Below are 18,698 nucleotides of genomic sequence, written 5' to 3'. Positions count from 1 at the left end.
CGCATGTCGACAACCCTCGCTGCATCCATGCTGCGCAACATATTGGGCCGTGATGGCGCCTCGCGGCCCACGGCCTCACTCGACTTAAGGTGCGACTATTTCTCGATAATCTCGCGGATGCGGGTTGCCAGCACGTCCATGGCGAAAGGCTTGGTGATCATCGCCATGCCCGGTTCGAGGAAGCCGGAAGCCAGCGCCGCGTTCTCGGCATAGCCGGTCATGAACAGCACCTTGAGGTGGGGCCGGGAGACCCGCCCGCCATCGGCGACCTGCCGCCCGTTGAGGCCGGGCAGACCGACATCGGTGATGAGAAGGTCGATGCGCTGGCGGGACTGGAGGATTTCCAGTCCCTTCGGCCCGTCCCCCGCCTCAATGGCGCGATAACCGAGCTCACCCAGCACTTCGACGATGAGGCCGCGCACAACGGGCTCGTCCTCAACCACCAGCACCACCTCTCCATCCTCCGAACCCGGGGCTTCGCTGAGGCTGCTCCCGCCCTCCTCGACCTCCTCCTCGCCACGATAACGCGGCAGATAGAGCTTGATCGTCGTGCCCTGCCCCAGTTCGGAGTAAATGCGGGCATAGCCTTCGGACTGGCGGGTGAAGCCATAGACCATGGAAAGGCCGAGCCCAGTCCCCTGCCCGATCGGCTTGGTGGTGAAAAAGGGTTCGAAGGCGCGGGCAATGGTTTCCCGGCTCATGCCCGTGCCGGTGTCGGTGACACAGATGCAGACATACTGGCCGGGCTTCACCTCGCGCTGGCGGGCGGCGAAGTGGCTGTCGAGATGGGCGTTGCAGGTCTCGATGGTCAGCTTGCCGCCTTCCGGCATCGCATCGCGCGCATTGATGGCGAGGTTGAGAATGGCGCTTTCCAGCTGATTTGGGTCGCAGCGCGTCAGCCACAGACCGCCGCCCAGCACCAGCTCCAGCTCGATACGCTCGCCCAATGTGCGCCGCAGCATGTCCTCCAGCGAGGCAATGAGGGGGTTGGCCCGCACCGGGCGCGGGTCGAGCGGCTGGCGGCGCGAGAAGGCGAGCAGCCGGTGGGTCAGCGAGGCCGCGCGGTCGGCGCAGGTCTTCGCCCCGCCCACCCAGCGCGCGAGATCATCCGTCCGCCCCTGCGCGATGCGGTTGCCGAGAATGTCGAGGCTGCCGGTGATGCCCTGCAGCAGATTGTTGAAATCATGCGCGATGCCGCCGGTGAGCTGGCCGACCGCCTCCATCTTCTGGCTCTGGCGCAGCGCTTCCTCCACCGACCGCTGTTCGGTGATATCGCGCCCCACGGCATGGATACGGCCATTGCCGGGTACCGCGCTCCACGCAAGGAGGCGGTACTCATCCGCCTTGGTGCGATAGCGGTTCTCAAAGGCCACCGTGGTCCGGCCGTCCGAGCACTTCTGCAGTTCGCGCGTGTTCGCTTCCAAGTCCTCGGGATGCAGGAACTCGGCGATCCTGCGCCCCACCATCTCCGCCTCGTCCCATCCCAGAAGCCGCTCGGCCGAAGGGTTGACGGCGGTGATGACGCCCTCGAAGTCGCAAACGAGCATCAGGTCCTGGCTGATCCGCCAGAGCCGGTCGCGATCCTGGGCAAAGGCCTCCTCCGCCCGCTTCTGCGCCTCAATGTCGGTGTTGGTGCCGACCCAGGCGGTGATGGCTCCGCGCGCATCGATGAGCGGCACGGCACGGGCCAGATGCCAGCGGTAGCTGCCATCGGCGGCGCGCAGGCGGAACTCGGCCTCATAGGTGTCGCCCGAGGCAAGCGCTTGCGCCCATCGTTCGCGGGCGCCTGGCAGGTCGTCGGCATGCACCAGTTGCGTCCAGCCATCGCCGTCGAGACTGCCGCGCTCCGTCCCGGAATAGGCGTAGATCTGGTCGTTGAACCAGTCGAGCCCGCCATCGGCCCGCGCCGTCCAGACCTGATTTGGCATGTTCTGCGCCAGCGCACTGAACTGCGCCTCGCTCTTTTCCAGCGCCATCTGCGTGCGGCGCCTCTCGGTGACATCGAGCACGGCGCCGACCAGCCGCAGCGGCACGCCCGCCTCGTCGCGGTCATAGGCGGCCTTGCGCGCCATGATCCGCTCCTCGCCGGTGTCGTGGCGGCGGATGCGGTACTCGACATCGAGCAGGGCGACGCCGGCCGCGCGGCTCGCGGCATTGGAGATGATGCCGGCATCTTCGGGGACCACCAGCGCCTCGACCCTCTCAGCCGGCATCTCCGGGGTCGGAGCAAAGCCGAACAGGCGGCAGAATTCAGGAGTCGCGCTGATGAGATTGGTACGCAGATCGATGGAGAACAGGCCGACGCCACCCGCCGCCTGGGCACGGCGCAGCCGCTCCTCGCTCTGGCGGAGCGCCTCCTGCGCCTCATACTCGGCCGTCCGGTCGCGGATGAGCTTGACGAAGCCGATCGGCCGGCCACTTTCATCGCGTAGCGGCATCATCTCGCTGAGGCCCCAGAAGAGCTCGCCATTCTTGCGCAGGTGCCAACGCGCGTCATGCGCCCGCCCGGACTCTAGCGCCTCGCGCCGCTTCGCCGCGGGACGGCCAGCCGCCCGGTCCTCCGCGGTGAAGAAGATGTCCATGGGCTGGCCAAGCATCTCCGCCTCGCTCCAGCCGAGCATCTCGGCTGCACCCCGGTTCCACAGGGTGCAGAACCCGTCGAGATCGGTGGAGACGATGCCATAGTCGATGGCGCTGTCGAGGATTTGCCGATGATGCGCCTCGCGCTCGCGCAGAACGCCCTCGACGCCGGCACGCTGTATATGGGCCCATGAGCGCTCCGTGACCTCGCGGATGACGCTCAGCTCATAGTCCGACCAGTCATGGGGGCGCTGGTCGTGGATGGCCATCAGCGCGATCAGGCGACCATCCTTGACCAGCGGCATGCAGATCGTCGCCGCGATCCCCAGAGTGGCGAAGGCCCTCGCTTCCTGCGCGGCCAGTTCGACATTCGTGTCGCGCAAGATCAGCGGACGCCCGCCCCGGAGGTAATGGCTGACATGACTGCCGAAATCACTCAACCGGTAGCGGCCAAGAATAGAGGGTGAGCCGGGCGCGTGCCAATCACCGCGAATGGTGAAGCCGTCCTCGTCCTCGTCCATATCCGCATAGGCGCAGATGGAGACGTGGAGGTGCTCGGCGGTCATCCGTGTGGTGATGGCGAGAATGTCGGCCGCATCATGCGAGCCGGCCACGGCGCGGCCGAGCGCGTCGAGAAAGCGAAGCCGCGTCTCGCTTTCTTCCAGCGCCACCCGCGTATGGTGGGCCTCGGTGACTTCCACCACGATGGCGATGACGCCGGCGGGCGCCCCGTCGTCGCCAGCCACCGGCGAATAATCAAGGTTGAGCCAGACCTGTTCGGGATGGCCGTCGCGGTGCAGGGTCAGCGGCAGGTCGCGATAGGAGAGCGTGCCCCCCGCCAAGCCGACCCGCATGACATTGTCGTTGAAATCGGCGACTTCGGGCCAGCCTTCCCGGACATTGGAGCCCAGCAGCCGGCTGTCCCGTCCGCCAGCGAAGACCGAATAGGCATCGTTGTAGATCATCACCCCGTGCTCGCCCCACAGCAGGACGAGCGGCACCGGGCTGGCAAGCATCAGGCTGACGGTGTGGCGAAGGCTGGCAGGCCAGCCTTCCAGCGGACCGATGGGGGTTGCGGACCAGTCGAACGCCGCTATGCGTCGCGCAAGGGGACCACCGCCGGCAATGAATGCGCGATCGGTGTTTACGACGCTCTCGTCCAGCCGCACTTCACACCCCATGACCCAAGAGTGGGCCCTGCCTCCCGCCGGAAGGGACCTCGACGTGCCTAAACGCGCCTGAGGCAAGCGAGTTCCGCCCGCAGGGGAATTTCGTTCGGTCGCACAACGGCGCTCATGTCGGCCTCAGCTTGCGGGCAATCGTCTAGATCTCGGCGGGGGCCGGCATGTGCACTGGCTGGAGCAGAAGCCGGACCAGGGGATTTGGGAAACGTCGCGCCATGGTGACGGCGTGGAACGTCTCCACGATGCCCGGCAATTGATCGCCTTCCACGAGCACGCCCGCCGCGATCTCGTCCTTGACGACGATGGGCGGAAGAACGGCCAGCCCGATGTCCTCGCGGGCGAGAAGGCGCATCATCGCCATATCCTCGACTTCCGCCACGATTTGCGGCCGGACGCCGAGGCGATCGGCGAAGGCGTCGAAGCCGATGCGCACGGGGCTGTCCACCGTCGGCAAAATGATGGGATGGCGCCGAAGACGCTCCGCGAAGCTCGCGGCATGGCCCAGCCGGTCCGGGGTCCCGACCAGGCTGACCGGACGCTCCGCCAGACGATGGGTGACGAAAGGAGTGAGGGCATCACCGGCCGGCGCCTGATTCAGCAGAACGACATCGAGATTGAGCGCCTCCAGCGCCCACAGCAATTCGCCTGCGCTGCCCGAGCGCAATACGAGATCGATATCCGTGCGGCCAAGCACCGGGCGCAGGAACTCCATCTGGAAATTGCGCGACAGCGTGGCAAGCGAACCGACCCGCAGCGCCTGCCGCGCCGCCCCCGTCTGGCGGAGCGTCGCCAGCAGTTCATCGCCCGTCGCGAAAATCGCGTCGGCATGATCGAGGACGATCTTGCCGGCCTCCGTCAGATGCAGCTGCCGCCCGCGCCGCTCGAACAGCGCATGACCCAGCCGTTCCTCAAGTTTGCGGATCTGCACCGAAAGCGCCGACTGGGTGACATTCAGCCGCTCGGCGGTGCGGGTGAGATGGCCGTCATGCGCGACGGCCCAGAAATAGCGCAGATGGTTGTAGTTCAGCGAGGACATGACGTTCGATATTAGCGAACGATATAGCGCCGACAATGAATTTTTCTTCCATTCCACCCATCGCTAACCAAGGCCGCCAACCGCCACTCGTGCAGGGGACCCCGCCTTGTCGCTCTATCTGCTCCCACTCATCGCACCGCTCCTGCTGCTGTTCGCCGCCCTTGGGGGGTTCGCGCGCAAAGGCAGGCGCCCGCCCTTTGTGCCCATTCTCGCGGAGGGCGCTGCGTTCGGCGCGCTGCTAATCGCGTTCGCGTCACTCGCGGTTCTGATCCTTCGCGGCCCCGGCGACAGCAGGCTTATCGGATGGGCGGGCATCGGCCTCTCGATCCGGCTTGATGCGGTCAGCGCGACCATGCTCCTGCTTGTCACCTTCATCGGCTGGATCGTGGTACGATACGCGCGCACCTATCTCGATGGCGAGGCACGGCAGGGCCTGTTCCTCGGCTGGCTGTGCGCGACGCTCGCGGCGGTCCTGGCTCTCGTCCTCGCGGGCAATGTCGTCCAACTGGTTGCGGCATGGATCGCCACCAGCGCCGCACTGCATCGCCTGCTTCTGTTCTATCCCGAACGCCGGGCAGCGCAGCGGGCCGCCCGCAAGAAGCGCCTTTTCTCCGCGATCGGCGCCACCGCGCTGGTGATCGCCGGCGCTCTCCTGTGGATGAATGCCGGCACGAGCGATATCGCCACCATCAACGCGCTGGCGCGCAAGGGCAACGGTTCCTGGCTCATCGTCACGGCGGCCGCCCTGCTCGCACTCGCCGCCCTGCTGAAATCGGCGCAGTTCCCGACCCATGGCTGGCTCACCGAGGTGATGGAGGCCCCGACCCCGGTCTCGGCCCTCCTGCATGCCGGTGTGGTCAATGCGGGCGGCTTCCTGCTGATCCGTTTCGCCGACGTGATGCTCGCAGCGCCCGGCGTGCTCGCCGTGCTGGCCATGATCGGCGGGTTCACCGCGCTGTTCGGCGCGCTGGTGATGCTGACGCAGCCGGCGGTGAAGACCTCGCTCGCCTGGTCCACAGTGGCGCAAATGGGCTTCATGATGCTGCAGTGCGGTTTGGCGCTGTTTCCGCTGGCCCTACTCCATATCGTCGCCCACTCGCTCTACAAGGCGCATGCGTTTCTTGCCTCCGGCGGAGCGGTCGAGCAGGTCGCCGCCCTTCGGCGCCCGGGACCGGTCGCCGTCCCCGACGGGCTTGCGGTCGGCCGCGCCTTCCTGATCGCGCTCGCCATCTATGCCGTGATCGGGGCGGCGTTCGGCGCCACCTTCGGCTTCGAGCATAAGTCGCCCCAAGCGCTCGCGCTCGGCGCCATCCTGATCTTCGGCGTCGCCTACCTGCTCGCCCAGGGTCTGGCCGACGCCGCTCCGCGACCGCTGACACGCAAGACCGCGCTCTTCGCCGGTGCCGCCGCCATTGGGTACTTCGCGCTCCAGACTACGGCCGAATGGCTGACGCGGGGGCTTCTTCCATCGACGCCGGCGCCAGGACGGCTGGAATGGACACTGATGGCGCTCGCCGTACTGAGCTCCGGGCTGGTGGCCGTCGCACAGGCGCTGTTCCCGCTCTGGGCCTCGCATCCCGCCGCCGCCGGCCTGCGCGTCCATCTCTCCAATGGCCTTTATGTCAACGCCATCCTCGATCGCATCCTCGGCGGCTGGTCCGTCTCCAAGGCGTCGTGAAGAAACAAGTTCCAGGACAAGCCCATGCTGATGACCCCGATCACTCCGCCGCTGCTGTCGCCTGATGCCGTCCTCGAGGCGGCCGACCGGGCCGCGCGCGCTATTCCCCCGCTCTGGCCCCTCGCCTCAAGCGTTGCCGTCAATCCCTTTCTGGGCCAAACCGGCGAGCCCCTCGCGACTGCCGCCGCCCGCCTCCGCCGCGCGGCCGGCATCGCGCTCACCATGCCACGGAGCTGGTACACGGAGCGGCTGCGGTCCGGCGAGATGACCGAGGACGATCTACACGCGGCCTTCCGGAGCGCGCCCGCGGCCGGCCGGCCGGCGACCTTCGCCGCGCTCATGGAGGCCATCCAATCCGAACGCCCCGCCCCTCACGCGCTCCCAACCGTCGCCGATCTGGCCCGGGATACCGATGCGATCGACTGGCCGGGCGTGGTATCTGAGCGCATAAGCCACTGGGCTGCGGGCCATTTCGACCAAGGCCAGGCGCTCTGGGCCGCTGGGCGGACGGACGGCGCCTACAGCGCGTGGCGGATCATCGCGACGCGCGATCTGACGCCCGAAATCGCCGGCCCCACCGGCTTCGCACGGCAAGTGGCGGAGGCGCCCCCCAAGGCCGAAGACGCGATCACCGACTGTGTCGCCCGCCTTGGCCTCTCAGGGGCGGCGCTGGAGGGCTATTTCCACCGGCTGCTGGCGTCGCTCGGGGGCTGGAGCCAGTTCGCCCGCTATCGGCTTTGGCAGGCGGAACTGGGCGGCGGCACCGACGCGTCCGTCTCCGACCTCCTCGCCATCCGCCTGATCTGGGAAGTGGCTCTGCTGCGCCATTTCGGCGCTGCGCTCGTGCCGCAGTGGCAGGCCGCTCGCGCGGCCTATGCCGAGCCGGTTTCCGCCTCCCCGGACGACATCATCGACGCTCTGTTGCAGGAAGCGAGCGAACGCGCGGCGCAGAGGCGGCTCGCCACCTTGTTGGCGGGACGCGCGCCGTCTCCCGCAGAAGGCGAACGTCCGACGCTGCAAATGGCGTTCTGCATCGACGTGCGCTCGGAAGTTTTCCGCCGCGCGCTGGAGAGCCTCGATCCCGGCATCCGCACCCTCGGTTTCGCCGGGTTCTTCGGGCTGAGCATCGGCCATCGCCGCTTCGCCTCCGACATTGTCGAGGCGCGCCTGCCGGTGCTGCTGTCTCCGGGCGTTTTCACCTGCGCGGGCGACGCGTCGGCGGCCGTCGCGAAGGCGGACCTGGCCGCGCGGATCACCGCCCGCGCCCATCGCGCGTGGGGACGCTTCAAGCTGGCCGCCATTTCCTCCTTCGCTTTCGTCGAAGCCACCGGCCCGATCTATGTCGCCAAGCTCCTGCGGGATGGGCTCGGTCTGACGAGCAATCATGCGCCCGACGATCCCGCGCCGCGCCCGGTGCAGGGTCTCGACCTTCCCACAAGGGTGACGATGGCCATGCGCGTGCTCAAGGCGATGTCGCTCACCACGGGCTTTGCACGGCTCGTTCTCCTCGCCGGCCACGGGGCCAGCGTGGTCAACAATCCCCATGCCAGCGCGCTGAACTGCGGCGCGTGCGGTGGCTATTCGGGCGAGGTGAATGCGCGGCTGCTGGCCTCGCTGCTCAATGACCCGGAGGTAAGGGCGGGTCTGGTCGAGCGCGGCATCGCCATCCCCGGCGACACGCTTTTCCTCGCCGCCCTGCACGACACGACCACGGATGATGTGACCATCTACACCGCCGAGCATCCCACGGATGCCCATGGCGAAGATATCGACCGGGCGAAGCTCTGGCTGGCATCCGCCGGCGTGCTCGCGCGGGGAGAACGGGCCTTGCGCCTGCCCCGCGCACAGCGCGCTGGAGACATCTCGCATCGCGCCCGGAACTGGGCCGAACTGCGCCCCGAATGGGCGCTGGCCGGGTGCCAGGCCTTTATCGCCGCGCCACGGTCGCGCACGGCCGGGCTGGATCTCGCCGGAAGAGCCTTTCTCCACGACTATGACTGGCGGCGGGACGAAGGCTTTGGCGTGCTGGAGCTGATCCTGACCGCACCCGTGGTCGTCGCCAGTTGGATCAGCCTGCAATATTACGGATCAACCGTCGCACCCGAAGTCCTCGGAGCGGGGAACAAGCTGCTGCACAACGTGACCGGCGGCATTGGCGTGGTCGAAGGCAATGGCGGCCTGCTGCGGGCGGGATTGCCTTGGCAGTCTGTGCATGATGGCGAGCGGCTGACGCATGAACCCCTGCGCCTTTCCGTGCTGATCGAGGCTCCGCGTGAGGCGGTGGCCGGCATATTGGAACGTCACCCGGGGGTCCGCGCGCTGTTCGACAATCGCTGGCTGCACCTGTTCACCCTGGACCGCGAAGGCCGCATGGCATGGCGCTACGCCGGCGACCTCGACTGGGAGCACAGTCTGAGCGAGACGGCCGGTAAGGCCGAGCCTCAGCCCCATGCCGATCCCGTCCCGCGTCACTCCCACTCGATGGTCCCGGGCGGCTTCGAGGTCACGTCGTAGACCACGCGGTTGACGCCCTTGACCTCGTTGACGATGCGGGTGGCGACGCGGCCGAGGAAGGCCATGTCGAACGGGTAGAAATCCGCCGTCATACCGTCCACCGAAGTCACGGCGCGCAGGCCGACCACATAGTCATAGGTGCGGAAATCACCCATCACGCCTACGGTCTTCACCGGCAGAATGACGGCGAAGGCCTGCCAGATTTCCTCGTAAAGCCCGTGGCGGCGGATCTCTTCGAGGTAGATCTCATCGGCGAGGCGCAGGATGTCGAGCTTCTCGCGGGTGATCTCGCCGGGGCAGCGAATGGCGAGGCCCGGTCCAGGGAAAGGGTGGCGGCCGACGAACACATCAGGCAGGCCGAGTTCGCGGCCGAGCGCCCGCACCTCGTCCTTGAACAGTTCGCGCAGCGGCTCCACCAGCTTCATGTTCATGCGCGCAGGCAGGCCGCCAACATTGTGGTGGCTCTTGATCGTCACCGAGGGGCCGCCAGTGAAGGAGACGGACTCGATCACGTCAGGATAGAGCGTGCCCTGGGCGAGGAAGGCGGCGCCGCCGACCTTCTTCGCTTCCGCCTCGAACACGTCGATGAACAGCTTGCCGATGGTCTTGCGCTTCACCTCGGGGTCGGTGACGCCTTCCAGCGCGCTGAGGAACATCTCGGAGGCATCCACATGCACCAGCGGGATGTTGTAGGCGTCGCGGAACAGCGTCACCACCTTCTCCGCCTCGCCGAGGCGCAGAAGCCCGTGGTCGACGAAGACGCAGGTGAGTTGGTCGCCGATCGCCTCGTGGATCAGCACCGCCGCAACCGAGGAATCGACGCCTCCGGACAGGCCGCAGATCACCTTTTCCGATCCCACCTGCTCGCGGATGCGGCGGATGGATTCCTCGCGATAGGCCCGCATGCCCCAGTCGCCGCGGGCACCGGCAATCTTGCGGACGAAATTGCGGATCAGCGCCGCGCCATGCGGCGTGTGCACCACTTCCGGGTGGAACATGGTGGTGTAGATGCGCCGCTCTTCATTCACCGCCACGGCGAAGGGCGCGTTCTCGGACGTGGCCACCACCTCGAAGCCTTCCGGCAGGCGGGTCACGCGGTCGCCATGGCTCATCCACACGGGATAGCGCTCGCCCACTTCCCACACGCCGTCATAGAGCGCACTGGGCTTGTGCACCGTCACCTCGGCGCGGCCGAATTCGGCGGCGTGGCCGCCCTCCACCGCGCCGCCAAGCTGCAGCGCGCAGGTCTGCTGGCCGTAGCAGATGGCGAAGATCGGCACGCCGAGGTCGAACGCCTCCTGCGGGGCGCGCGGGCTGCCTTCGTCCATCACCGAGGCCGGGCCGCCGGAGAAGATGATGCCGACCGGGTTGAGCCGCCGCACCGCCTCCGCCGCGCTCTGGAACGGCACGATCTCGGAATAGACCCCCTCCTCGCGCACGCGGCGGGCAATGAGCTGCGTGACCTGCGAGCCGAAATCGATGATGAGGATGGTGTCGTGCTCGGCGGTGGCGGCGGTCGGTTCAAACTGGGTCATGGCGGGCTCTATCTGGTGGCTCTCGGCGGCGCGGGCGGTCTCGGTGGCGTTCATTTATCCGGCTTGGTCGGCACGCACCATCAGGCTGATGAAGAAGCCATCGGTGCCGGTGCGGCGCGGGGTCAGCAGCAGGCCCTCGGGCCGCTCCAGCGCGGCGGCGCGCAGCGTGATGCCACGCTCGCCAAGCGCCAGCGCGGCCTCGGCCGGCGGCACCACGCGGAAGCCGGGATGGCGGGCGAGGAAGCCCCGCACCTGGTCGACATTCTCTTCATCCAGCAGCGAGCAGGTGACATAGGCCAGCCGTCCCCCAGGCTTCACATAATGGGCGGCGGCATCGAGGATCGCGGCCTGCTCCTTCACCCGCTCGGCCAGCGCGCCGGGGCGCATGCGCCACTTCGCATCCGGGTTGCGGCGCCAGGTGCCGGTGCCGGTGCAGGGCGCATCGACCAGAACGAGGTCCATGCGGCCGGCAAGGTCTTCCAGCACATCCGCCTTGCCGCGCGGCGAGCGGACCTGGACATTATGCGCGCCGGCGCGCTGCACCCGCTCATGGATCGGCGCGAGGCGGCGCAGATCGTCGTCATAGGCGTAGAGCTGGCCGGCACCATCCATCAGCGCGGCGAGTTCCAGCGTCTTGCCGCCACCGCCGGCACACAGATCCAGCACCTGACCGCCGCGCGGCGGGGCGGCGAGAATGGCGGCGATCTGCGAACCCTCGTCCTGTATCTCCACCAGCCCCTTGAGATAGGCTGGCTCCGAGGTGAGCGGGGGCGCCTTGCCGTCGGCTTCCAGCGCGATGCGCAGAGCGAGCGGCGACCAGGCGCCGGGCGTCGGCGCGAGATGGGCGATGAGTTCGCTCGCCTTCTCCACATCGCCCTTCAACGAATTGACCCGCAGGTCGAGCGGCGCGCGCTCGGCAAGCGCCGCACCCTCCTCGGCACGCGCGTCGCCGAACACGGCGGCGAGCGGGGCGTCGAGCCATTCCGGGTAGTCGCCGCGCACCGGCGCGGGCGCGTCGTCGAGGTTTGCCTGCGAAAGGCGCTGATGCTCGGCCTTGCTCAGCGGCGCGGGGGCGAAGCGCCCGCCGTCGCACAAGGCGGCGATGGCCTCGACATCAAGGCCGCGCGCCACCTTCAGCATGCCGAGAACCAGCCCGCGCGGGCTCTCCTCCCCCACCCGCTCGCCCATGATCCAGGCGGCGGAGGCGCGGCGGCGTAGCGTGTCGTAGACCAGTGAGGCCAGCGCCGCGCGGTCGCCGGAACCGGCGAAGCGGTGGCTGCGGCCCCAATCCTTCAGCACGTCGGCGGCCGGACGGCGTTCGGCGAGGATCGTGCCGATCACCTCGATAGCGGCGGAAAGCCTGGCAGCCGGCGTCATTTCAACTCCAATAACAAAGGTTTACGGCAAAGCCGGCGCCAGCAGGATTGCGAGTGCGAACAGCACCCACATCGCCAGCAGCACCAGCGCGCCAAAGGCGAAGGCGCCGAAACGCCAGCGCACATCATTGCTGGTCGTGTGGACGATGGCGTGGACGATGCGGCTTAAGACGAACAGCCACGCCAGCACGAGGAACAGGTCGCTTGCCTGGCGCGTCACCAGCGCCAGCACCGCCAGCACATAGAACAGCACCGGCAGTTCGAACTGGTTGCGGAAGCAGTTGCTGGCCTGCCGCACGATCGGCGGCCAGCCCGTGTCGCCCATCACCACCTCCTCGCGCACCAGCCCGCCGGCCCGGATAGCGGAAAGGCGCACCGCCCCCAGCCGGAACAGCACGGCGAAGGTAAGGGCGACCTGCACGAACACGGGCAACAGCGTGGCAGTGACGTACATGGATCCGCCCTCCTTCATCGGTGCGGCGCCGGCGGAAGGCCGGCGCTCAGACGGCTCCCGGATAGTTCGGGCTCTCGCGGGTGATGGTCACGTCGTGCACATGGCTCTCGCGCAGCGAGGCGCCGGAGATGCGCACGAACTGCGCCTTCTCGCGGAAATCCTGCAGCGTGGCGCCGCCGACATAGCCCATGGCGGCGCGCAGGCCACCGGCGAGCTGGTGCAGAACGCCGCCCACCGGCCCCTTATAGGCCACCTGACCCTCGATGCCTTCCGGCACCAGCTTCAGCGTGTCCTTCACCTCGGCCTGGAAATAGCGGTCGGCCGAACCGCGCGCCATGGCACCCACCGAGCCCATGCCGCGATACGACTTATAGGAGCGGCCCTGGTAGAGATAGACCTCGCCCGGGCTCTCATCCGTGCCGGCCAGCAGCGAGCCGATCATCGCGCAGTCGGCGCCGGCGGCCAGCGCCTTGGCGAGATCGCCGGAGAACTTGATGCCGCCATCGGCGATCACGGGGACATCGCTCTTCTTCGCGGCTTCCACCGCGTCGAGAATGGCGGTGAGCTGCGGCACGCCGACACCGGCGACGATGCGGGTGGTGCAGATCGAGCCCGGCCCGATGCCGACCTTGATCGCATCCGCGCCGGCGTCGATCAGCGCCTGCGTCGCCTCGGCGGTGGCGACATTACCGGCGAGGATCTGCACGCTGTTGGACAGCGTCTTGATGCGGCTTACCTGATCCAGCACCTTGCGGGAATGGCCGTGCGCGGTGTCGACCACGACGAGATCGACGCCGGCCTCGATCAGCAGTTCGGCGCGGCGATAGCCGTCCTCGCCCACCGTCGTGGCGGCGCCGACGCGCAGGCGGCCCTGTTCGTCCTTGGCGGCGTTCGGGTTGGTGACGGCCTTTTCCATGTCCTTGACGGTGATCAGGCCGACGCAGCGGCCTTCATCGTCCACCACCAGCAGCTTCTCGATGCGGTAGCTGTGCAGCAGGCGCTTGGCCTCGGCCTGATCGACGCCTTCGCGCACCGTGATCAGCCGTTCCTTGGTCATCAGCTCGGAAATCGGCTGCGCCGGATTGGTGGCGAAGCGCACGTCGCGGTTGGTGAGAATGCCCACCAGCTTGCCGCCGCGCCCGTTCGGGCCGCGCTCGACCACCGGGATGCCGGAAATGCCGTGGTTCTTCATCAGCGCCAGCGCATCGGCCAGCGGCTGGTCGGGATGGATGGTGACGGGGTTCACCACCATGCCGCTCTCGAACTTCTTGACGAGGCGCACATGCTCGGCCTGCACCTCGGGATCGAGGTTGCGGTGAATGACGCCGAGGCCGCCGGCCTGCGCCATGGCGATGGCGAGCCGCCATTCGGTGACGGTGTCCATGGCCGAGGACAGGATCGGGATGTTGAGCGAGATGTTCCGCGTCACCCGCGAGCGAATATCGACTTCGCCCGGCATGACATCGGACAGGCCGGGCTTCAGCAGCACGTCGTCGAAGGTGAGCGCTTCCCGCGCGAGGCCGTCATAGACCGACATCGCCAACTCCCGATTAGGGGCAAGGGGAACACGGCTCCCGTCCCGCCCGATGGATGGATGAAACGAAGCGAACCGGGCCTTTGTGACAGCGCCCGCGCGCTTCGAGTTGGCGAGGGCTCATACCATGGCCTTGTACGCTTTCCTAGGCGTCTATCTCTGTGCAGAACGCAATGCCGATGCGCGCCAGCAAGCCCCTGCGTAACGGGCGTGGATGACAGATTTGTGCGTGCGTTTGTGGTCGCGGGGGCGCAATTGCGGCGTTATAGCCGGAAAGTCGCTCGTTTCCCCCCGCCCGCCATCCCGGAACGGCCCGTGCGCTCCGAACGTCTCGTCCCGCTCATCGTCGCCTGCGCGCTGTTCATGGAGCAGCTCGATTCGACCGTTATCGCCACCTCGCTGCCGGCCATCGCCGCCGATCTGCACGAGGACCCGATCTCGCTCAAGCTGGCGCTGACCTCCTATCTACTCAGCCTCGCCGTGTTCATTCCGGCGAGCGGCTGGTTCGCCGACCGCTTCGGCTCGCGCACCGTGTTCCGCGCCGCCATCGCCATCTTCACCGCCGGCTCGCTGCTGTGCGGTCTCGCCCATTCGCTGCCAGACTTCGTCGCCTACCGCATCCTGCAGGGCATGGGCGGGGCGATGATGGTGCCGGTGGGGCGGCTGGTCATTCTGCGCACCGTGCCGAAGGAGGAGCTTGTCTCCGCGCTCGCCTGGCTCACCATTCCCGCGCTGCTGGGACCGGTGATCGGCCCGCCGCTCGGCGGCTTCATCACCACCTATTTCGACTGGCGCTACATCTTCTTCCTCAATCTGCCCATCGGCCTGCTCGGCTTCATGCTGGTGAGCCGCTTCATTCCCGATATCCGCGAACCGAACGTGCCGCCCTTCGATCTCAAGGGCATGGGCCTGTCCGGGCTCGGCCTCGCCGGCCTCGTCTTCGGCTTCGCGCTGCTCGGCCAGCACGCGGTGGCGCCCTCGCTCGCGCTCGCCGTCATCGTCGTCGGCGCGGTGTCGATGGGCTTCTATATCCGGCACGCCCGGCGCACGGTGAAACCGATCCTCGATCTGGCGCTGCTGAAAATCCCGACCTTCTTCGCCGGCGTCGTCGGCGCCTCGCTGTTCCGTGTCGGCATCGGCGCCCTGCCCTTCCTACTGCCGCTGCTGCTGCAACTCGGCTTCGGGCTCAGCCCCTTCGCCTCCGGCATGATCACCTTCGCCTCGGCGGCGGGGGCGATGACGATGAAATTCACCGCCGCCCCCATCATCCGCGCCTTCGGCTTCCGCCGGGTGCTGGTGGTGAACTGCGTCATCGCCGCCGCGTTCATCGCGGTAGGGGCGCTGTTCCGGCCGGGCATGCCCTATCTCGTGCTGGTCGGGGCGCTGCTGCTGGGCGGGTTCTTCCGCTCGCTGCAATTCACCAGCACTAACGCCCTCTCCTATGCCGATGTCTCGTCGGAGGCGATGAGCCGGGCGACGAGCTTCGCCAGCGTGGCGCAGCAAGTGTCGATCTCCACCGGCGTGGCGGTGGCGGCGCTGGTGCTCGACGGGCTGCGCAGCTGGCGCGGCGACGGCACTATCGCGCTCAGCGATTTCAGTGTCGCCTTCCTGGTCGTGGCGGGCATCGCGGTGTGCTCGGTGTTCTTCTTCCTGCGCCTGCCGCCCGATGCCGGGGCCGAACTGGCGCAGCGACGGGTCAAGCCCGCGCAGATACCCGAACCACCGGGGGAGATGGGGAGTGCGGGATGAGGCAATTTCCGTGATGATGGCATGCCACGTCAGGGAGTGCCGGACATGACCACGCCGCCGCAGACGCCTGTGTTTGTCGACCAGCTCACGCCGGGCGCGGCTGCGTCCACCATCGACGAGGCCGATCCGGCCGCGGCCTATTTCAAGCTTCTGGCGCGCCTGCGCTCACCGCTCACCTTGCGCGAGCTCATGATCCAGAGCGTGCGCAGCGGCTATATCGGCCAGGCGGAACCGATCGACCCGGCAAGTCTGCCCCCGTCCGCCGCCGAACTCTATCCGGACGTGCGCGTGGGTGACCTCTTCATTCCCTCGCCGCTCGGACCGATACGCTGCCAGACCTTTGCGCCCGGCGCCAGGACCGGGGCCTTGCCCCTGCTGGTCTATCTGCACGGTGGCGGCTTCACCGTCGGCGCCTCCGAAGACACGGCCTACATCACCAGCCGCATCGCCGAGGAAAACGGGATGCTGGTCGTCAGCGTCAATTACCGTCTGGCGCCGGAATGGCCTTTCCCCGCTGGCCTGGAGGATACGCTGGCCGTGCTTCAATGGCTGCGCATCAATGGCGCAGAGATCGGCGGCGATCCGGACTTCATCGCGGTGGGCGGAGATTCGGCGGGCGGCAACATGGCGGCCGCGCTGCCGCTGAAGGCCAATGACGAAGGAGCAAGGGCGCCGGACGCGGCGCTGCTGCTCTGCCCCATCACCGATTTCAACGTGGAGCGCCATGCCTCCTTCGAGGCGCTGGCGCCGCGCGGCATCATCTATGACACGGCCTTTCTCGGCTACATCCGCGGCGCCTATGTCGTGCACCATCGGCTGTGGTCGCACCCGCATGCGAGCCCGGCTTTTGGCGATCTTTCCACCTATCCGCCGACAGTGATCGTCGCGGGGGGTGTCGATCCCATTGTGGACGACAACCGCGCCTTTGCGCAGAAGCTCGAAGCGGCCGGCCGGCCGGTGACGCTGCATGTCGAGCCCGCCATGCCGCACGGTTTCTATTTCTTCCCCAGGCTGCTACCGCAGGGCGAAGCCGCCTTTGCCGCTATTCGGCGGTTCCTGTCGCCGCTGATCGCCTGAACCCGGTTGCCACCACGTAGAGCTCCGCCGAATCCGCCCGGCTCGCCTGCGGCTTGATGTGGCGCACGGCGGTGAAATCGCGCTTGAGGTCCGCCAGCAGCGTGCCTTCCGTGCCGCCCTGGAACACCTTGGCGATGAAGCAGCCGCCGGGCGCCAGCACCTGGCGGGCGAAATCGATGGCGAGTTCCACCAGCCCGACGATGCGCAGATGGTCGGTCGCCCGGTGCCCCGTCGTGTTGGCGGCCATGTCGGACATGACGATATCGGCTTCGCCGCCGAGCATGGCCTTGAGCTGCTCGGGCGCCTCGTCCTTGAGGAAGTCCATCTGGGTGAAATCGACGCCGGGGATGGGGTCGATCTCCAAGAGGTCGATGGCGACGATCTTGCCGCGGCCTTCGTCCACCTTCAGCTTCTTCGCCGCCACCTGGCTCCAGCCGCCGGGGGCGGCGCCGAGATCGACCACGCGCAGGCCGGGCTTGAGGATCTTCAGCTTTTCGTCGATCTCGATCAGCTTGAAGGCGGCGCGCGAGCGCCAGCCCTCACGCTTGGCGCGGGCGACATAGGGATCGTTGAGCTGGCGCTGGAGCCATTTCTGCGAGGAGGAACTGAGCGAGCGGGCCTTTTTCAGGCGCACCTTCAGCGGCCGCGCCTCGCCGCCCTTGCCGGGCTGGGGCTTGTCAATCACGTCGAGGCTCCGCCTCTCGGCCGCCACACACCATCGGCACGCATCAGTTCCACCAGAATTCCTTCCCTGAGGCCGCGATCGGCCACGCGCAGGCGGTCGCAGGGAAACGCCCGGCGCACCGATTCGAGGATCGCACAGCCCGCCAGCACCAGGTCGGCCCGCTCCACCCCGATGCACGGATTGGCCGCGCGCTCGGCAAAGGGCATGGCCAGCAACCGGTCCACCACCACCCGCACCTGCTCAGCCCCGAGCCAGGTGCCATCGACCTGCGAACGGTCATAGCGCGGCAGGTCGAGATGCACGCCGGCGATAGTCGTCACCGTGCCGGATGTGCCGAGCAGGTGCAGCCGGCCGCAATTATGCGGACCCACCGCCTGCACGAAGCCGGCGAGATGCGGCGTGAACTCATTGACCATCGCTTCGAAATCGTCGCGGGTCACCTTCACCCCGCCATGGCGTTCGGCCACGGTGACGACGCCGAGCGGCACGGAGACCCAGGCGCGGATCACCGCCGCCGGCGGGCCGCCATCGCGCGTTTCCACCCGGTCGAGCCACACCACTTCGGTCGAACCGCCGCCAATATCGAACAGCACCGCCCCGTCGGAGGTGGGATCGACCAGCGGCGTGCAGCCGGAAGCGGCGAGGCGCGCCTCGGTTTCGCGGTCGACGATCTCCAGTTCGAGCCCGGTCTCGCGCGTCACACGATCGATGAACTCGGCGCCATTGACGGCAGAGCGGCAGGCCTCGGTGGCGATCAGCCGGCGATCGACGATGTGGCGCGCCTCGATCTTGGCGGCGCAGACTTTCAGCGCCTCGACCGCCCGGTCCATCGCCGCCGCGCCGAGCCGCCCGGAGCAGATCAGCCCCTCGCCCAGCCGGACGATGCGCGAGAAGGCATCGACGACACGAAAGCCACTGCCGGTGGGGCGGGCAACCAGGAGGCGGCAATTATTGGTGCCGAGGTCGAGCGCGGCATAGCAGGGGTCGTTGTTGCGCGGGCGCGCCGCCTGCCGCGGGTCGCGGCCCGCCGCACCGGACGCCCCGGCATAGGGCGGACCGTTCGGACGCACACGCACAGAGGGCCGCTCGTCGCCGGCGGACGTTTCCGTCACCCGCTCCCCGGCCCATATCTGGGTCTCGTCGACCATTTCAACTTCCCCGGCCGAAGCCGTCGTGCCGGCCGCGCGAAGTGCGGTTCCAGGCGCGCATTGTTCAACATCTCGAATGAAATGTAACATTCGCCAGCGCTGGCGCAATCGACTTCATGGCAGCCCGGCGCGGGAGGCAGGGCTGGTC

General features: G+C 67.8%; 12 protein-coding genes. 4 read left to right on the top strand and 8 right to left on the bottom strand.

Going from position 1 to position 18,698, the window contains the following annotated elements:
• Nucleotides 1–95 precede the first annotated feature (95 nt).
• Both ACO07Z_RS02340 and ACO07Z_RS02335 read right to left on the bottom strand, forming a co-directional pair.
• On the bottom strand, nt 96–3,761 hold the full coding sequence (locus ACO07Z_RS02340; protein ID WP_421697230.1) for a PAS domain S-box protein: 3,666 nt from the start codon (nt 3,759–3,761) through the stop codon (nt 96–98).
• Nucleotides 3,762–3,903: 142 nt separating this feature from the next.
• On the bottom strand, nt 3,904–4,800 hold the full coding sequence (locus ACO07Z_RS02335; protein WP_421697229.1) for a LysR family transcriptional regulator: 897 nt from the start codon (nt 4,798–4,800) through the stop codon (nt 3,904–3,906).
• 106 nt (nt 4,801–4,906) lie between these two features.
• On the opposite strand from ACO07Z_RS02335, the gene ACO07Z_RS02330 reads away from it, so the two are divergent.
• Entirely contained in the window at nt 4,907–6,478 is a 1,572-nt protein-coding gene (locus ACO07Z_RS02330; protein ID WP_421697228.1) for a proton-conducting transporter membrane subunit, read from the top strand.
• A 30-nt stretch (nt 6,479–6,508) separates the two neighbouring features.
• Nucleotides 6,509–8,992 (top strand): YbcC family protein, encoded by a 2,484-nt coding sequence (locus ACO07Z_RS02325; RefSeq protein ID WP_421697866.1) that lies wholly within the window; start codon nt 6,509–6,511, stop codon nt 8,990–8,992.
• Here ACO07Z_RS02325 and guaA read toward each other — a convergent pair.
• Genes guaA through guaB form a run of 4 tightly spaced genes read right to left on the bottom strand, consistent with a single transcriptional unit; the run spans nt 8,947 to nt 13,894 of the window.
• Nucleotides 8,947–10,527, bottom strand: a complete 1,581-nt coding sequence (gene guaA / locus ACO07Z_RS02320; protein ID WP_421697865.1) for a glutamine-hydrolyzing GMP synthase — start codon at nt 10,525–10,527, stop codon at nt 8,947–8,949. The two genes, ACO07Z_RS02325 and guaA, sit on opposite strands and share 46 nt — an antisense overlap.
• 54 nt (nt 10,528–10,581) lie before the next feature.
• A complete protein-coding gene (locus tag ACO07Z_RS02315; protein WP_421697227.1) occupies nt 10,582–11,904 on the bottom strand; it encodes an RsmB/NOP family class I SAM-dependent RNA methyltransferase in 1,323 nt (440 codons plus the stop codon).
• A 21-nt stretch (nt 11,905–11,925) separates the two neighbouring features.
• Nucleotides 11,926–12,357 carry an MAPEG family protein gene (locus tag ACO07Z_RS02310; protein WP_421697226.1) on the bottom strand — a complete coding sequence of 144 codons (432 nt, stop codon included), beginning with the start codon at nt 12,355–12,357 and terminating at the stop codon, nt 11,926–11,928.
• A gap of 46 nt (nt 12,358–12,403) precedes the next feature.
• Entirely contained in the window at nt 12,404–13,894 is a 1,491-nt protein-coding gene (gene guaB, locus ACO07Z_RS02305; RefSeq protein ID WP_307020216.1) for an IMP dehydrogenase, read from the bottom strand.
• Nucleotides 13,895–14,206: 312 nt separating this feature from the next.
• Here guaB and ACO07Z_RS02300 point away from each other — a divergent pair, with 312 nt between their 5' ends.
• Both ACO07Z_RS02300 and ACO07Z_RS02295 read left to right on the top strand, forming a co-directional pair.
• Entirely contained in the window at nt 14,207–15,640 is a 1,434-nt protein-coding gene (locus ACO07Z_RS02300) for an MFS transporter (RefSeq protein ID WP_421697225.1), read from the top strand.
• Nucleotides 15,641–15,685: 45 nt separating this feature from the next.
• Entirely contained in the window at nt 15,686–16,717 is a 1,032-nt protein-coding gene (locus ACO07Z_RS02295) for an alpha/beta hydrolase (RefSeq protein ID WP_421697224.1), read from the top strand.
• Here ACO07Z_RS02295 and ACO07Z_RS02290 read toward each other — a convergent pair.
• On the bottom strand, nt 16,683–17,402 hold the full coding sequence (locus ACO07Z_RS02290) for an RlmE family RNA methyltransferase (RefSeq protein ID WP_421697223.1): 720 nt from the start codon (nt 17,400–17,402) through the stop codon (nt 16,683–16,685). The genes ACO07Z_RS02295 and ACO07Z_RS02290 overlap by 35 nt on opposite strands.
• Nucleotides 17,399–18,550, bottom strand: coding sequence for a Ppx/GppA phosphatase family protein (locus ACO07Z_RS02285; RefSeq protein WP_421697222.1), 1,152 nt, complete (start codon nt 18,548–18,550; stop codon nt 17,399–17,401). The genes ACO07Z_RS02290 and ACO07Z_RS02285 overlap by 4 nt, the downstream gene beginning before the upstream one ends.
• Nucleotides 18,551–18,698 lie beyond the last annotated feature (148 nt).

The sequence above is a fragment of the Ancylobacter sp. genome, from assembly GCF_965229075.1.
GTDB lineage: Bacteria > Pseudomonadota > Alphaproteobacteria > Rhizobiales > Xanthobacteraceae > Ancylobacter.
This window is presented reverse-complemented; position numbering and strand designations above follow the sequence as displayed.